At 51.0% G+C, this 14,724-nt stretch carries 8 protein-coding genes; 1 reads left to right on the top strand and 7 read right to left on the bottom strand.

What is annotated here, in order from left to right; all coding sequences use genetic code 11:
• Window positions 1-54 precede the first annotated feature (54 nt).
• The 4 genes from ACOJS8_RS13100 to ACOJS8_RS13115 all read right to left on the bottom strand — a co-directional run bounded on the left by ACOJS8_RS13100 (window position 55) and on the right by ACOJS8_RS13115 (window position 4,860).
• Window positions 55-1,878, bottom strand: coding sequence for a cytochrome c peroxidase (locus tag ACOJS8_RS13100; RefSeq protein WP_420148990.1), 1,824 nt, complete (start codon window positions 1,876-1,878; stop codon window positions 55-57).
• A 68-nt stretch (window positions 1,879-1,946) separates the two neighbouring features.
• The gene (locus tag ACOJS8_RS13105; RefSeq protein WP_420148991.1) at window positions 1,947-3,425 is read right to left on the bottom strand and encodes an alkaline phosphatase PhoX; all 1,479 of its coding nucleotides are present in this window, start codon (window positions 3,423-3,425) and stop codon (window positions 1,947-1,949) included.
• 128 nt (window positions 3,426-3,553) lie between these two features.
• Window positions 3,554-3,940: a DMT family transporter gene (locus ACOJS8_RS13110; protein ID WP_420148992.1), complete on the bottom strand. Its 387-nt coding sequence runs from the start codon at window positions 3,938-3,940 to the stop codon at window positions 3,554-3,556.
• Window positions 3,940-4,860, bottom strand: coding sequence for a metallophosphoesterase family protein (locus tag ACOJS8_RS13115; RefSeq protein WP_420148993.1), 921 nt, complete (start codon window positions 4,858-4,860; stop codon window positions 3,940-3,942). Before ACOJS8_RS13115 ends, ACOJS8_RS13110 begins: the two co-directional genes overlap by 1 nt.
• Before the next feature lie 261 nt (window positions 4,861-5,121).
• Here ACOJS8_RS13115 and ACOJS8_RS13120 point away from each other — a divergent pair, with 261 nt between their 5' ends.
• Window positions 5,122-8,343: a carboxypeptidase regulatory-like domain-containing protein gene (locus ACOJS8_RS13120; RefSeq protein ID WP_420148994.1), complete on the top strand. Its 3,222-nt coding sequence runs from the start codon at window positions 5,122-5,124 to the stop codon at window positions 8,341-8,343.
• Window positions 8,344-8,433: 90 nt separating this feature from the next.
• On the opposite strand, the gene ACOJS8_RS13125 is transcribed toward ACOJS8_RS13120, so the two are convergent.
• The 3 genes from ACOJS8_RS13125 to ACOJS8_RS13135 form a co-directional block, all read right to left on the bottom strand.
• Window positions 8,434-10,410, bottom strand: coding sequence for a glycoside hydrolase family 127 protein (locus ACOJS8_RS13125; protein WP_420148995.1), 1,977 nt, complete (start codon window positions 10,408-10,410; stop codon window positions 8,434-8,436).
• 92 nt (window positions 10,411-10,502) lie between these two features.
• The gene (locus ACOJS8_RS13130) at window positions 10,503-12,536 is read right to left on the bottom strand and encodes a beta-L-arabinofuranosidase domain-containing protein (RefSeq protein ID WP_420148996.1); all 2,034 of its coding nucleotides are present in this window, start codon (window positions 12,534-12,536) and stop codon (window positions 10,503-10,505) included.
• Window positions 12,537-12,728: 192 nt separating this feature from the next.
• A partial coding sequence (locus ACOJS8_RS13135) for a mechanosensitive ion channel family protein (RefSeq protein WP_420148997.1) occupies window positions 12,729-14,724 on the bottom strand: 1,996 nt, incomplete at its 5' end.

The following is a 14,724-nucleotide window of genomic DNA, read 5'->3' on the forward strand; positions in this document are numbered from 1 at the left end:
CGGGCGTATGGAGGTCCATCGGCCCGACTGTTTCTATACTACGTATCAGGAGGTTTATAACGCTTTCATAAAAGCAACCAGCGCTTTCTTCTCCGGAACGGTCAGATTCAACTGATCAAAGGGTAATGTCTGATTATCCAGATTGAAACCCAAACCATTGCCACCTCCTTTGTTGTAAAATTCTACTACGTCGTCCAGCGTCTGATAAACACCATTATGCATGTAGGGTGCTGTTCTGGCGACATGACGTATCGTTGGCGTTTTGAAGGCGTAGCGATGCGGTTCACGTTTGGTCAGGATAAACTTACCAACGTCCGAATCGACCTGCTTCTCTTCTCTGGTAGCGGGCGTTCCGAGCACTTCACTTTCGGTTTCCTGAAAAGCGGGCGGTACGGTGCCGTTGAACAACGGAAAGAAATGACAGGTGGCGCACTTGCCTTTCCCCATAAATACATTGAAACCCTGCTTCTCCTCGGCTGTCAGTGCTACGTCCTGCCCACGCAGATGCTGGTCCACGCGTGAGTCAAGGCTGACCAATGAGCGAATGTAGCTGGCCACGGCATTTTTAAGCGAATGCTCCGTTACGCCTTCTTTGTATGATTTGTCGAACAACGCTCGATACGTAGCGTTTTGTTGCAACGCCTTCACGGCTTCCGGCAGCGATCCGTGCATTTCGTCGGTGTTCTGAATAACGTCGCTGGCCTGATCCTCCAGAAAAACAACCCGCGAATCGGCAAACTGCGTCGCCTGCAGGGCTGCGTTCAGCAAGGTTGGCGCATTACGGAAGGTCCGACGACCTTTGAAACCGATGGCCAGACTTTTTGATTCGCCGTCCGTAAAGGCACGTTCAGGCTGATGACACGTAGCACAGGTACGCCCCGAATTTCCTGACAGAACCGGATCAAAAAAAAGCATCTTACCCAACACAACCCGCTCCGGCGTAGACCGTTGCTCACTAACGTTGACAAAGTAATTCGGGTCAAATGCATCCGTGTCCGTCAGGGTTCGCGCCGACGGACGTAACAGCCGACTTTCAGCGAAAGCCGGAATAGCCAAGGTCTTTTGCGCATCCAGCAACAACCCGCTCAATACGTTTGCCCGATGTTTGATGAACGACAGTCGGTCAAATGCATCGAAATTACGGGCTGAACGCAAGTCTGTTTGAGCCTCTGAAAACGTCTGATCAATACGCTGCGCTAATTCAGAATCATGATCGGCCAGGGGATACGTAGCGAGTTGCTGTTGCAGACTTTCGAGAGCACTAACAGCTTCAGGCAGCGAATAGAAGGCAACCGGCGAATCAAAACCCGTAATCCCCAACGTAACGATGCGAAATACCTCCAGCCGCATGGCATCGAAAATATGACTATCCGTCGCTACGTTGCTTTCTGAAATTTTCCGGAGTCGGTTAACATTCGACCGCAGGACGGCAGCGTGTTGCACGGCTTCGGCTTTTGTAGCTATGTCAAACGCAGGGAACAGTAGCTCTTCCAGCACCTGAAATCCTTCGGGCGCGTTTACCCGCAAATCATCGTCTACTTCCGGAATGTTGGGCCCGTTGAGGGCTTTGGTTGTTTCAGGGCTGTAGTAGGCCGACAGAAACTCAACCCGCTTGTACGCCAGCCGTGCTCGTCGGAAAGCGGCCTGAATGTTCGGACTCGATTGCGGTAAAGTTATAGCCCGTTGTAGCTGGCTAACTGCCGAATCCAGATCGGTGATGTCCTGCATGAAATGCCCTTTGACGACTTCCATAGGCGTTGGTTTTGGACGTAGCAAAGCATACAATCCAATGGCAGTAAGCAGGGCGAGTATACCTAACAGGACGGTACGTAGTGGAAACGTCTGTTTTGGGGACGTATCAAGTGCCGGTGGAATCATGTGAAACAAACAGGAAAGCCTGACCGGGTACTGTTCCGGTCAGGCAGTTGTTTATGAATGGTGAGTGGTTAACGGGGTAATCCTTCAATCAGGATCAGTTGGCTGGCCTGGTTTTCCGACTTACGTACCGACCCGCCATCAACACCCTGGTATTGGGGGCCACGCCAGGTGTGCGGCTGAATCCCCAGCATGAACGTATTGGGGCGACCCGTTACGTCCGATACGTCGATCATACCGCTGCTTTCCCAGGAGCCCAGTTCCGACGTACCGCCGACGTTGTATTTGGCAGCATCGGCTTCGTTTCGGCGGTGGTCCAGCTCCAGAATCGGCGTCAGAACGCCCGAACTCAGATTGTACTGATAGACGTAAGCATCGTGTTTTTCGTCGCCGTATCCATTCGGGTCTTCCATGATGTAAGCGTAGTTCGTCGTCACGCAGATGTTGTCCGGGTCCTGGAAGGTTTTGGCTGGTCCGTTCCGGTCGTCGCCATTGAGTACCACTTCCAGTTTACCTTTCGTTGGGTCGTTAGCGTCCAGCGTGAGCCGGTAAATACGGCCATATTTCGAACGCGAGTAGTCGGCATTTACCCCCGTATTGTTCTGGCCTGTTACAGCAAAAAACACTTCGCGGCCGTTCGCGCCATTTCCTTTCCGGTAATCCACGTCTTCTACCCGACCGAACTTGATGCCTTTCAGCTCGTTGACTTTCGCGTTGATCTGCGCCCCAGTCAGCGTTTTCTGGTTCTCAATCTTCACAAATTCGACATCATATTTAGTGCCAGTCGTCATGTCCATTTCCTTCTGGTTGCCATCTGCCCGCTTAAGCATATATAGAGATCCGTTATCTAAATCGCCCACCGTATTGGCCAGATACAGAGCAACCTGCCCCCCATTCGCGTCGGAATCGTCGTCGCCGATCACAATAACTGTTTTTCCAGGATAAGCCGATTTAGGTAGCGGAACCGCATTTTCAGCGCTCCACCTACCCAGGGCAGATACTTCACGTGAGATAGCCGCCTGCTGTGGATCAGCATCAACCTGCAGCGCATGTGTCCGCGATTCCTGACCACTTTCGCCGGAGGTTAAAAATACCGGGCCAAATCCATGTTCAACGGGCGTAGCGAGTGTAGCCGAGCAAAGGCGCCAGGTGCCACCATCTGAATTCAGGATATATTCGCCTTTGACGGGCTTAAATGTTTTATCGAGCGTAATGCGCGACACGGCAAAGTTGTCTTCGTTATTGACCAGGACGGTGTAGTTCCCATCCGGATTCTGAAAAATACCGGCACCATCGGCAGATCCGCCAAAGACGTAATTCGGCGACTGTTCTAGTTTGTCGTCACTGCTCAGCAGGGAATAAAGTTTAAGGCCGTCAGCCGCAAGCCGTCCATTGGCAGCGCCCGGCAACACTTTGGCGAGTACGGGCGTTACGGATCGATTCTGTAACGTAATGACCGGACTATTCGGGTCGCGGTGGTCCTGGCAGGCACTCAGTGCCATCACCGAAAACGCCGTTGTTGCAGACAGGAAAAGTTTGTTCAATTGCATGATTCAGTTAGTAGAAACGTTTCTACAAAGCAACAAACCTGATTTTACCTGAATGTAACGGTGATGTTACGTCTCTGCTATGAACGTAGCAGACATGTTAATTTAGCGTTAATGCGGGTTCTACAAACTTAGCTCGAAACACGCATTTTGAGCCCTATGATACCTATCGTTATCAACAGTGTGAAAAAGAGTTCGGCGTAAGACCAGCCCTGTTTCAGCCAGAAAATATCAACAGCTTTGATGGCAATCAGGGACAAAGCCATCCAGACAGCGAAGGCCGTTGACGTAGCAATGGTACGCATAGCCATTGCCAGAAGAATGGAATTGATTGCACCAAATAAAATATAGCCGACCCACGGAGCAATCGCCAACAACCCTCCATCGGGTTTATAGAACGTGTGCCAACGTAGCGCTTTGATATCGACTATGCGCATAAATTTTAGCGAGTACGTCCAGGCCGCCTGACACACGCCAGCGCCCAGCAAACAGACCCACGAAATTGTCGTTTGTTCCATCAGTAATTAACGTACTGATTTTGCATGGTTCCATCGGCGAACAGGTCAATCAGTCCATAACCAGCGGCCGTATGCTGGTATTTTCCGAACCACCAGGCGCCACTGACCGCCCCGTTGCAGAAGTATGAAATTCCATTGTAATCGACCCGATCAACCAGGTGAATATGACCACTGATGGCGGCTTTTACGTTTGGGTACTGGTGGAACAATTTGGTGATTCGTACCGTATCACTGTGCATCCAGCGCGACGGTACGTTCCATTGATCGCCCGAAAAACGATGCCCATCGAAAAACACACAGGCGGCCAGAATCGGTACGTGGGAGACAATCAGGATTGGTGTTTCGGCCGGTGTGCTTTTCAAGTCGGCTTCGAGCCAGTGAAATTGGTCTTCATCCAGATGAGCCGTGTACCAGCCTCCATCGGCTTTCGGCTGTAAGCTGTCCAACACCACAACGTGCCAGCCGTTCTGCGTGAGGCTATAGTATTGGTTGGTCATCTGTAATTCATCCATTGCCCATTTCCGACCGTCCTGAAAAGCAGTATGTGTTTCCTGCCGACACCAGATATCATGATTACCGACGCAACTCAGAATTGGTAATCCGTTTTCACTCTTAAGAACTCGTTGAAACATGTGCCACTGCCGACGAACGCTGTTCTGTCCCCGGCCGTGCGCTTCCATGATGGCATCACCACCGTTAATGATCAGATCGGGTTTGTCGGCTAAATTCTGGACGTGGTGCAGGCATTTTTCAAATCCTTTAGCCGCGCCAACTAAAGGTTGCATGTGAACATCGGTCAGGTGAGCGATACGTAGCGCTCGTTGCCTTGGGAAGACTGCTGCCTGCGCTGTATTTAACTGACTAGCTGAAAGCGTTACAAGTCCGGCGCTTACGCGCTTAACTACGTCCCGACGGTTCATATAACGTATGGGTTGGTTTACGCAAAGAACGGGCGCATTTGTAATCAGCAGGTTACCAGCAATTTATGCTTATGTAAGAAAATATGTTTTTTTCAAGGAAATTTTTCACAATAAAATAATATTCATATCATCAATTTTAGCCAATACCCCTTAAAATACTTGTTAAAGTACAATAAAGATCACAAACTGATAACAATTCGTTAACAGTAGATTCGAGTAGTTGTACTCTCTTTGCGGCAGGAAATTTTACTGCTTTATCGCATGAACCAATCAATACGTTTGATCTTATGGGTGTTTGTTGCTGTCTGTTTCTTTACTGGACACGCAAACGCGCAAACAACACAAGCTTCTATTTCGGGAGTTATCTCTGCCAAAGAGAAAGCTCCGCTACCCGGCGCTACGGTTCAGATTCGGAATGAATCGACGGGTTTTACGACGGGTACGGTAACCAATGTTAAAGGTGAATACTCCTTCAAAGAGATTCCGCTAGGTGGTCCGTACACTGTTCGCATTACGTTTATCGGATACGGTGAGCAAAAACGGAGCGGCTATATGGTCAACCAGGGCGATGCCATTCGGATCGACCTGACGATGCAGGAAGCCGACCAATCGCTCGAAGTGGTGCAGGTAGTAGCGTCCGGCCTGAAAAACAAAACCGACAACTTAGGAGCCGCTACGGCCATCAACGCCAAAACGCTGGTATCGCTACCCGTCAACGGCCGGAATTTTACGCAGCTCATTAACCTGTCGCCCCTCACCAACAACAGCGGGAGCCTGTCAGGACAGCTTGGTTCCTCAACCAACTACACTATCGACGGGATGAACGCCAAAAACCCAACGTCGGCCGGATCGACAACGAGCCGAAGCGGAGCACCGTATTCGATTTCAATTGAAGCCGTCCGCGAATTCAAGGTGATTACCAACCAGTACGACGTAGTATACGGCCGGGCCGGGGGCGGTCTGGTGAGTGCCGTAACCAAAGCCGGTACCAACAAACTGACAGGCAGCGTATTCAACTACACCCGCGCCAACTGGCTGTCGAGCAAGTACGATATCCGGGGAAATGAGCGCAACGTACCGTTCTCAACCAACCAGTTTGGTTTTTCGCTGGGCGGTCCGATTATCAAAGACAAACTGCACTACTTCGTGGTGTGGGACCATCAGCAGGATTCGCGCCCGCTTATTATTGCCGACATTCGGACTCCCCTCGATGAGCGCCGGTTCAACGTGACCAACACAACGCTCAATCGGTTTGTCGATATTGCCCGTAGCAAATACGGTGTGGCCAATACGCAGCAGTTTGGTACGTTCCCCAAGAACCGGGGAACCGATGCTGGCTTTGTTCGGCTCGACTGGCAGATTAATCCCAACAACCTGCTGACCATCCGGGACAACTACACCAACGACCGCAACAAGCTCGGCCTGGCCGACAATACGGCCATTAACATTTACGAATCGTACGGCAACGACTATAACATCGACAACAGTTTACTGGCTACGCTCCGCACGACGTTTTCGCCCAAGGTTACGAATGAACTAAAGCTGCAGCACCTGTATACGTATCAGAAAAGCGGCCCTGGCGATCAGCTACCGGCGGCCAACATTCCACGTAACATCGTGGAAACGGTACGCTCGACCATTGAGGGCGGAACCCTGTCGACCAATATTCAGATGGGTGGCCACCGCTTCGCGCAGGAAGGTTTTACCAACAACGTGCTGCAACTGGTCGATAACTTCTACTACAACACCGACAAAGTGCAGTATACATTCGGTGTCGACCTGATGTACACCCACGCCAAATCGCTGTACGGTAGCGAGGTAAACGGCCGGTTTCATTACAACGAAAGCACCGTAACCAACAATGGAGTCGTAACGACCATCCCTGCGCTGGACAATTTCAACAACCTGCAACCTTACCGGTATTACCGGGAAGTGCCGCTCGTAGCCGATCCAACGGTTTATGGCAGCATCTTCAATCTGGGCGCGTATGGCCAATTGAACACGCACCTGACACCGGGACTGGAAATGACCGCCGGGCTGCGCGTCGACTACGCGATTTACCCAAAAGCGCAGTTTAATCAACTGGTGTTCGATGAACTCAAACTACGTACCGATAACCAGATCAAGACGTTTATTCCGCAACCACGTATTCAGTTCAACTGGGATGTCAACAACGAACACCGCACGTTTATCCGCCTGGGGGCCGGGGTGTTTGCATCGGACATCAACAACTACATGCTTATCAATAACCTGACCTTCGACGGCAAGCATTTTGCCACCGTCGACGTGCGGGGCGCCAACGTACCAACGCCAAATTTTGCGGCTTATCGGCAGGATTACAACAGCATTCCAACACTGGCGCAGTTTCAGGTACCGACCATCAACATGACCGGGCCGAACGCTAAAGTACCAACGCTCTACAAGGCTAACGTATCGTACTCACGCTTCCTGACCGACCGATTGAAAGTGGGTTTGGCGGGGTATATGTCGTTTGGACGTAACAATTACACCTACGTTGAGCGAAACATGCGGGCCGAGCCTTTCTTCCGATTGCCCAACGAGGATAACCGGGGCGTTTACGTACCGCTGGCGTCGATGCCGACGAGTGGCGTGGGCGACTGGCAACTGGGCCGCATCAGTCAGAAACTGGGTCGGGTACTGGAGTTGAACAGCGAAGGCAAGGTGAACCAGTTCGCGGTTGTGGCCGATGCTACCTGGCAGTATTTCCGTGACGGCGAAATTACGGCCAGCTATACCTGGAACGATACCCGCGACAATACGTCTTTCAACGGGAACGTAGCGAACACAGCCACGCTGGTGCAGTACGTGAAAGATGACCCACGCAACCTGAGCGCCATCACGTATTCTGATAACCATTTCCGCAACAAGGTAGTCGTTTACGGAACGTTGCCCTCCTTCTTCGGCATTACGCTGGGGGCTCGCTTCACGGGTATCGGTGGTACGCGCTATTCATTGACTTCCGGGGCGAACACCAACGGCGACTTCGTTACGACGAACGACCTGGCCTTTATTTTCGACCGCAATAACCCGGAGACACCAGCCAACGTCCGGACGGGTCTGCAAACGCTGCTCGACAATCCCGAAGCCAGCCAGAGCCTGAAAAACTACATCAACGCCTATTCGGGCCGGATTGCTGAGCGTAATGGTGGTATCAACGGTTTCTACGGTGTACTTGACATCCGGGCGCTGAAGCGGTTCCGGTTTGGCAAAACCTACGCTCTTGAAATATCAGCCGACGTATTCAACTTCGCCAACCTGCTGAACCGCAACCGGGGAACAAACCTGTCGCTGGGTACGCAGGCGCTGTATGCGCTGGGCGTTCCAGCCAGCGGTAGCAATGCTGCTTTACCTGGCTTCACGGCTTCTGTTCCACGCTACAATTACCGGGTGAACAACTCGGGTGCGGTTGCGCCGTCGGGCGATCCATTCCAGATTCAGCTCGGTGCACGATTCAGTTTTTAAAACGTAGCTCGTTTATAGAAACAACTAATTGAAAGGCCCTATGTCGTCAGAACAAACGACATGGGGCCTTTCTCACTACGTAGCACCAGCTTATTCGGTAATTTTTATCTCCTTAATGCGGCTGGGGAGCCACACCTGCATCGGGCTTTTACCCCGATTGGCCCAGGAATAATACGGAATAGCGGTAATGATTTTGGGAGTTGTCTGGATACTGAGTCCATCGGGTGCAGCTTCAACCACAGCTACGTTGGCCTGAATAGCCACGACGGGTTCGTCGAGAACCTGATGGGATTTTGTCTGATACGTTGCTTTTGCCGGAACCAGAATATTCCAGGCTTTGCCCGCATTATCAACCCCTTCGACGCAATAAACCAGCGGGCCGCGCTGTAAGGCGATCCGATCCTGATCAGCTTTTACTTCTTTACGGGCCGCCACCTGACGGATATCCATCGGTAATTTCACCTCAACAACGTCGCCTTTTTGCCAGGTCCGGTCGATCACGGCGTAGCCTTTTTCCTGACGATACGTAGCGGGCTTACCATTCAGCAAAATTTCAACCTTTGCGCTGTTGCTGTCGGTAAACTGATACAGCTTGCCCGGAACCGGTACGTTGTCGGCCCAGCCGGGTATCCTGACATGCAGAGCATACGCTACTTTCTTTGCCGGATTGACCGTCAGTTTTACCGTACCTTCCCACGGGTAGTGGGTGTCCAGTTGAAGGGGTACGTCGGTTTTACCAAACCTGAACGTCGTGTTGCTGGCCACGAATAGATTCACCCAGATGCCCTGCTCGGAACGACCATAGATGTAATCGCCCAGCGACGCAACCAGCCGGGCAATGTTCGAGGGGCAGCAGGCCGTACCAAACCATTCACTACGTCCGTAATTGCCCGCCGATGAAAGCGGATTACCATAAAAAAACCGATCTCCGCTCAAACTCAGCCCATCGAGCGCCCCGTTGTATAAGCTACGTTCCAGTACGTCGATGTATTTGCTTTCGCCGGTTAGCAGGTTCATGCGCTGATTCCAGAACACCATACCGACCGACGCACAGGTTTCGCAGTATGCCGATTCGTTGGGCAGGTCGAAATCGTCGGTGAAGCCTTCGTTATGCCCTGATGAACCAATACCGCCCGTCAGGTACATATTCCGATGCACAACATCCTCCCAAACGGTGGTCATGGCATTCATATAGCCCGGATCGTTGGTAGCGGCTGCGACGTCGGCAGCACCGGTATACTGATACATGGCCCGCACGGCATGGCCCGTAATTTCCTTTTGCTGCTTTACCGGTACGTCGTCCTGGCAATATTTGGGGTTTTTCCACTCGTCCCAGATTTTACCCTTGCCGTAGCCGTGCCCGCGCTGGTCCAGAAACCAGTCGGCCAGTTTCAGGTAACGATCCTGCTTCGTCAGATGATACAGCCGCATCAGGGCTAGTTCGATTTCCTGGTGTCCGCTCACCCAAGGACGGTTTTTAATCCGAAACGTTGAGTCGATATGGTCGGCAAACCGAATCGCTACGTCCAGCAGTTTGCGCTTACCGGTTGTGTTATAATACGCAACGGCCGCTTCGATCAGGTGACCGGCGCAGTAGTCCTCGTGCCGCTCCATGTCGGTCCAGCGTTTGTCCAGGCCGGTGAGCGTGTAATACGTATTAAGGTAGCCATCAGGCAGTTGAGCCGCAGCAATCTTGTCGATCCACTCATCAGCTTTTTGCTGAACGGTGGCATCCGGACGGTTTTTAAGCGAGTACGACATCGCTTCAATGGCTTTGTATACGTCGCTGTCATCGTAGTAAATACCCTCATGTTTTTCGCCTTGCTTACGGGCTACTTTTTCAAAATTGCGGATACGGCCTGTTTTCTGTTCCGTCTGGACAATACAGGCTTGAAGCGTAGCCGTAGCGACCTTGTCCAGCTTCGGTTTCCAGAATTGATCCGTAATGGTCACCTGCGAAAATCCGACCGGCTCAAACCGCTGAACCAGTAATTGCGCCTTTGCCGACAACGTAGCAAAAGCGAATGTTGCTACGCTATAGACGGCTTTGTTTATAAATTTCGTCATTGAAAGCATACTGTTTTAAATCGGCTTTTAATAATCTATGTGGACTCGTGGCCCGGGGGGTCGGGTTCTCAACCCCGACGCCACACAGTTAATCACTTCCGAACCACCGGAAATTGCGAAATACGTAGATTGGTACATCCGTACGGAATCAGCGTTACGTCTTCCAGCTCTTTTGCTGTTTCCAGTTGATACGTTATGCTGTATGGAATCGGGCCGGTCATTTCATTGTAAATACCCCAGGATGGAATGCGTCTGGCTTTTGTTTTTATCAGCAGAGGGGCGCTGTCAGGATTCCACGGAAAATCAGAAACAGGTTTCACTTTTTCGAGTTTATACTGCTCCGCGAGCTTGTCGTCCTTCACCTGAATCAGCGCGTAATTCCACGGTGTTGTCGGGCGGACTTCGTTATACGTAGCGCCATAGTCGATAGGGTCTTTCTCGTTTTTAACAGGCGTTACCTCCTCGCCAATTTTCAGCGCATACGTAATGGGGCCGCGCTCCACCGACATTGAATTCTCGTACCAGTTGTTTTTGAAGATGTGCATCGGTAATTCCAGTTCTACTACGTCGCCCGATTTCCAGGCACGTTCAATTTTCACCAACTGGTTTCCAGCCGCTTCTTTCCAGGATTTCCCATTGATTTTTACCGTGCCTTTTTTACACCATTGCGGAATACGCAGGTGGAAAGGGAACGTAGCCGGTTTCGTGCGCTGATCCATTGTTACGGTGAACTTGATCGTTTCCTCAAAGGGATAGCCCGTTTCTTCCTTCACAGAAACAACTGTACCGTTACCGACCGTTGTTTTTACTTCACTTGGCGAGTACGCCAGCGCAGCGAGCCCTTTGTCAGCCGTAGCGTACCACAGGTTCTGCACAAACTTTGGCCAACCCTGGTGCATATTCGACGTGCAGCACGGATAGCCGGAAAGCAGACCGAAGCAGAGGTCCGTCCCCTCATGGTTGACATCAAAGTTGCGGGTGTGCCGGGTAGCCATCACCTGATTGGCCTGCTGGAAATACTGGCGCGTCATAAAATCGTCCGAAACCTGGGCAGGTAGGGCGTTAAAGGCCACTTTTTCGAGATGGTCGGCATACGCTACGTCGCCCGTGATGGCCAGCATACTTTCCAATGAGAACATCATCTCTACGGCCGAACACAGCTCAGAACCCTGCGTTGGGTTATTACCGTGCAGGGCTTCGTCGCCCCCGTACAGCCCATGCGCCATACCGTTGTATTTTCGAATGTCGGCAAAGCCTTTTTTCGTAGCGTCCAGGTATTTTTTGTCGGGGTGATGCTGATAATAAATGATGGGCGCTTTGATGCCCTGCGCCAGATTCACACAGTGGATGCTACCGGGTTTGGTGAGCATATCCGTATTCAGAAAAGCATTCGTATAATCGAACGTCTGTTTATGAACCAGATCGCCCAGATCGAGCAGAAATTTATCGCCCGTCAGGTTGTACAGCCAATAAATAACCATCAGATTATCGCCACCCCGATAACGCGCCCAGAACGTCCAGTGATCCAGCGGTTTTTTGGGAAGTTCTTTTAGTTGGTACTTGAAATAATTCGTCATCAGGCTGATCACCCGCCTGTCGCCCGTAGCCGAGTAGTACTGCTTCAGAATCTTGAGCATCACCATTTTGGGCCACCAGTCCCGGCTGTTATCGCGCTGGATACCGGGTTCGGGACCGTAGTCTTTCGACGGCCCAAAATACCCGTCGGGCTGCTGACTGTTAAGCGCCCACTCCACCCAGGGCTTGGTTTTCGCAATCAGTTCCTGATCGTCCAGAATGTACGCCAGCGGCAGCAGTCCATCGATCCAGTACGGCCCCCGCTCCCACTGATCGCCGTCGCCACCCAGCCAGCCGTTCCGTTCATTCATCACCAGCGGATACAATTTATCCAGTTGGCCCGTTGCACCGCTCTTCTGGCGAATCAGCATTTCCTTTAGCCATCCCTGTGGTTTGATGGCACCTAGTGGCAGTTCGATGTATGGATTAGAACGTAACGGCGCCCGGCTTCCCGCGTAGGTTACGGGTTGCGTCTGGTTGGTTTTTACCTGTCCAACCACGGTTAGGGAAAAACTCGCGAAAAGAAGGCAAAGCGCAATTCTAGCTTTCATGCAGACGTACTGAACTGGTTGTTCGAATGAGTAAGAAGACGCGTTGTAAAGAAGCGGCTGAAGCCTTTTCTACTGCATTCGCCAATACGTAAAACCAGTCAACCACCCACGCTTATTTATGATTATTTCTACTTTTCCTTCATCTGAACAACGTATCGCGGCACTTGCCTTAGCCGGATTCTCAACTCCTGTTTACATTAGTTTAATCCCCGCTTCTTTAAATCGAACCACTAATCGCTGAAGTAGCTGACTTTTGATACCGGCTTCGCTGTAAATACTCTGTATCCAGACCTGCACTTTTAGTTCCACCGTATCGCCCCCCAGCGACGTAACCAGAATATCGGGTGACATGCTTTGCAGCGAACCATCCAGTTGCTTCACTTCCTCTTTTATAATGTCCCGAACGGTGTCCAGATCGGTGTCCATACTAACCTTCAGGCTGAATTCAGTTTTCAGATACGCATCGCCCGAGGTCCAGTTTACCAGCCGGTTCGATAACAAATCGCCGTTTGGAATGATCACTTCAGATCCCTGAACGGTAATCATTTTACTTGAGCGAATGCCAATATCCCGGATACGACCTTTTTTATCGGCCAGTTCGATGTAGTCGCCAATCCGAAATGGTTTCTCAAAAATCAGGATGATTCCTGAGATAAAATTGGTGACGATGGTTTGCATGCCCAACCCGATTCCGACGCTGAGGGCACCCAGAACTACCGTAAACTTATCGACCGAAATGCCGGAAGCCGCTACGGCCAGCAATACGCCCACAACGATGACCACGAGCCGGACAAGGGCCAGCACGGAACTAACCTGCGCATTCTCTCCATCCGTAACCGGCAACTGGCTTTCCCCAAAAAAGACGCCTATATTTTTCTGTAATAAACTCGCCAGATAAATAATTACGGAAAATGATAACAGACTGCTTAAGGTGAAACTGAGGCTACCAAACGAACGTGGCCTGGTAAGTACTTGGTAAAGGAAATTGTAGACCGCATCCGAAATGCCCAGGTTAATGAAAAAGACGAGCAGCCAGATCACAATCGCCAGAAAAGCCAGGCCCCGCTTAAATGACCAGCGAATGTGCTTCACATTGACCCGTGAGAAAATTCCCTGCGAACCGGCGCTTAGTTTAATCTGCAATTCCAGCGCTTCCATAACAACTTCGATAAATACGCCGAGCCCTGTTATCTGGATAAGACCAATGACAGCCGTAACGCCAAACGTTTTAGCCAGGCTGATACGACCGAACACGTTCAGCAGAATGGACAGCACGAGCAATACCATATAAAGTCGGCTGACTGGACGGATCAACCGCCGGGAAACAGGTGTGCGCGGTAGTCGCTGAGCGAAGACATAACCCAGATACAGAAAACCCAAATCCAGCGCGATCAACCACAGCCGCAGCAGAATGCCATCACTAACAATCGGATTGGTCAGCAATAGGAGTACATACATTACCCCAGACGCTGCCCATAACTGCTTTTCCTGAGGGATTAACCGATTCCACAAATGGAAGGTAAGTACCAGAAACAGGAGAAACTGGATGATCTCAATGTATAGCGTAGGCGACTGTGGCTCAAATAGAGGGGTTATTGTAAGCAACACAATCAGCGAGCTTAGCGTTGGAATGGGCTTTATGCTGTCGAACCGAAGCAACCCTATTTTTTCGCGGAGCGAAGGGGTTCGGGCTTTTTTGAAATTAGTAAATACCCAGATGAAGAAAGCCCCGACAAAAATCAGCAGCAACAAGCGGTTATCCCAGGTAGCCGTAAAGAAATACCGGAGGATTTGGTCCTGCCCCTGATACGTCGACTTAAGCAGGTTATATTCATCGAAGAAGGTAAGTTTTGCTGGTGCTTCCCAGATATAAGGTGCTTCTTTCTGGAAGGTAGTTTCCGCTGATTTCCGTAACCGCTCATTTATACTCGCCTGCAACGTATTGACGGTCAGAACAGTGCCTGAAACATCGGCTAGTAATCGACTGACTGTATCTAACTTGGCACTGGTACGTGTACCCGCATCCTGAAGCTGGAATTTCAGGCTAACTAACTGATCTCTGTACAATTGCTTTTCCGTCGTGTCATTGCTGGCCACCATTAGCAGGGAATCAGAGCTGAGCCCAAGCACCTGATCAAGAAGACCTTGCAGATCATTGTTTGATTTCGACAGTGTTGTTCGCCAGGTT

Origin of the sequence: Spirosoma sp. (assembly GCF_048594605.1) — a bacterium.
GTDB lineage: Bacteria > Bacteroidota > Bacteroidia > Cytophagales > Spirosomataceae > Spirosoma.

Excerpts from the sequence above, each read along its gene's own strand:
- ACOJS8_RS13100 (WP_420148990.1), bottom strand. The coding sequence starts at position 1,878 with ATGATTCCACCGGCACTTGATACGTCCCCAAAACAGACGTTTCCACTA.
- ACOJS8_RS13105 (WP_420148991.1), bottom strand. The coding sequence starts at position 3,425 with ATGCAATTGAACAAACTTTTCCTGTCTGCAACAACGGCGTTTTCGGTG.
- ACOJS8_RS13110 (WP_420148992.1), bottom strand. The coding sequence starts at position 3,940 with ATGGAACAAACGACAATTTCGTGGGTCTGTTTGCTGGGCGCTGGCGTG.
- ACOJS8_RS13115 (WP_420148993.1), bottom strand. The coding sequence starts at position 4,860 with ATGAACCGTCGGGACGTAGTTAAGCGCGTAAGCGCCGGACTTGTAACG.
- ACOJS8_RS13120 (WP_420148994.1), top strand. The coding sequence starts at position 5,122 with ATGAACCAATCAATACGTTTGATCTTATGGGTGTTTGTTGCTGTCTGT.
- ACOJS8_RS13125 (WP_420148995.1), bottom strand. The coding sequence starts at position 10,410 with ATGACGAAATTTATAAACAAAGCCGTCTATAGCGTAGCAACATTCGCT.
- ACOJS8_RS13130 (WP_420148996.1), bottom strand. The coding sequence starts at position 12,536 with ATGAAAGCTAGAATTGCGCTTTGCCTTCTTTTCGCGAGTTTTTCCCTA.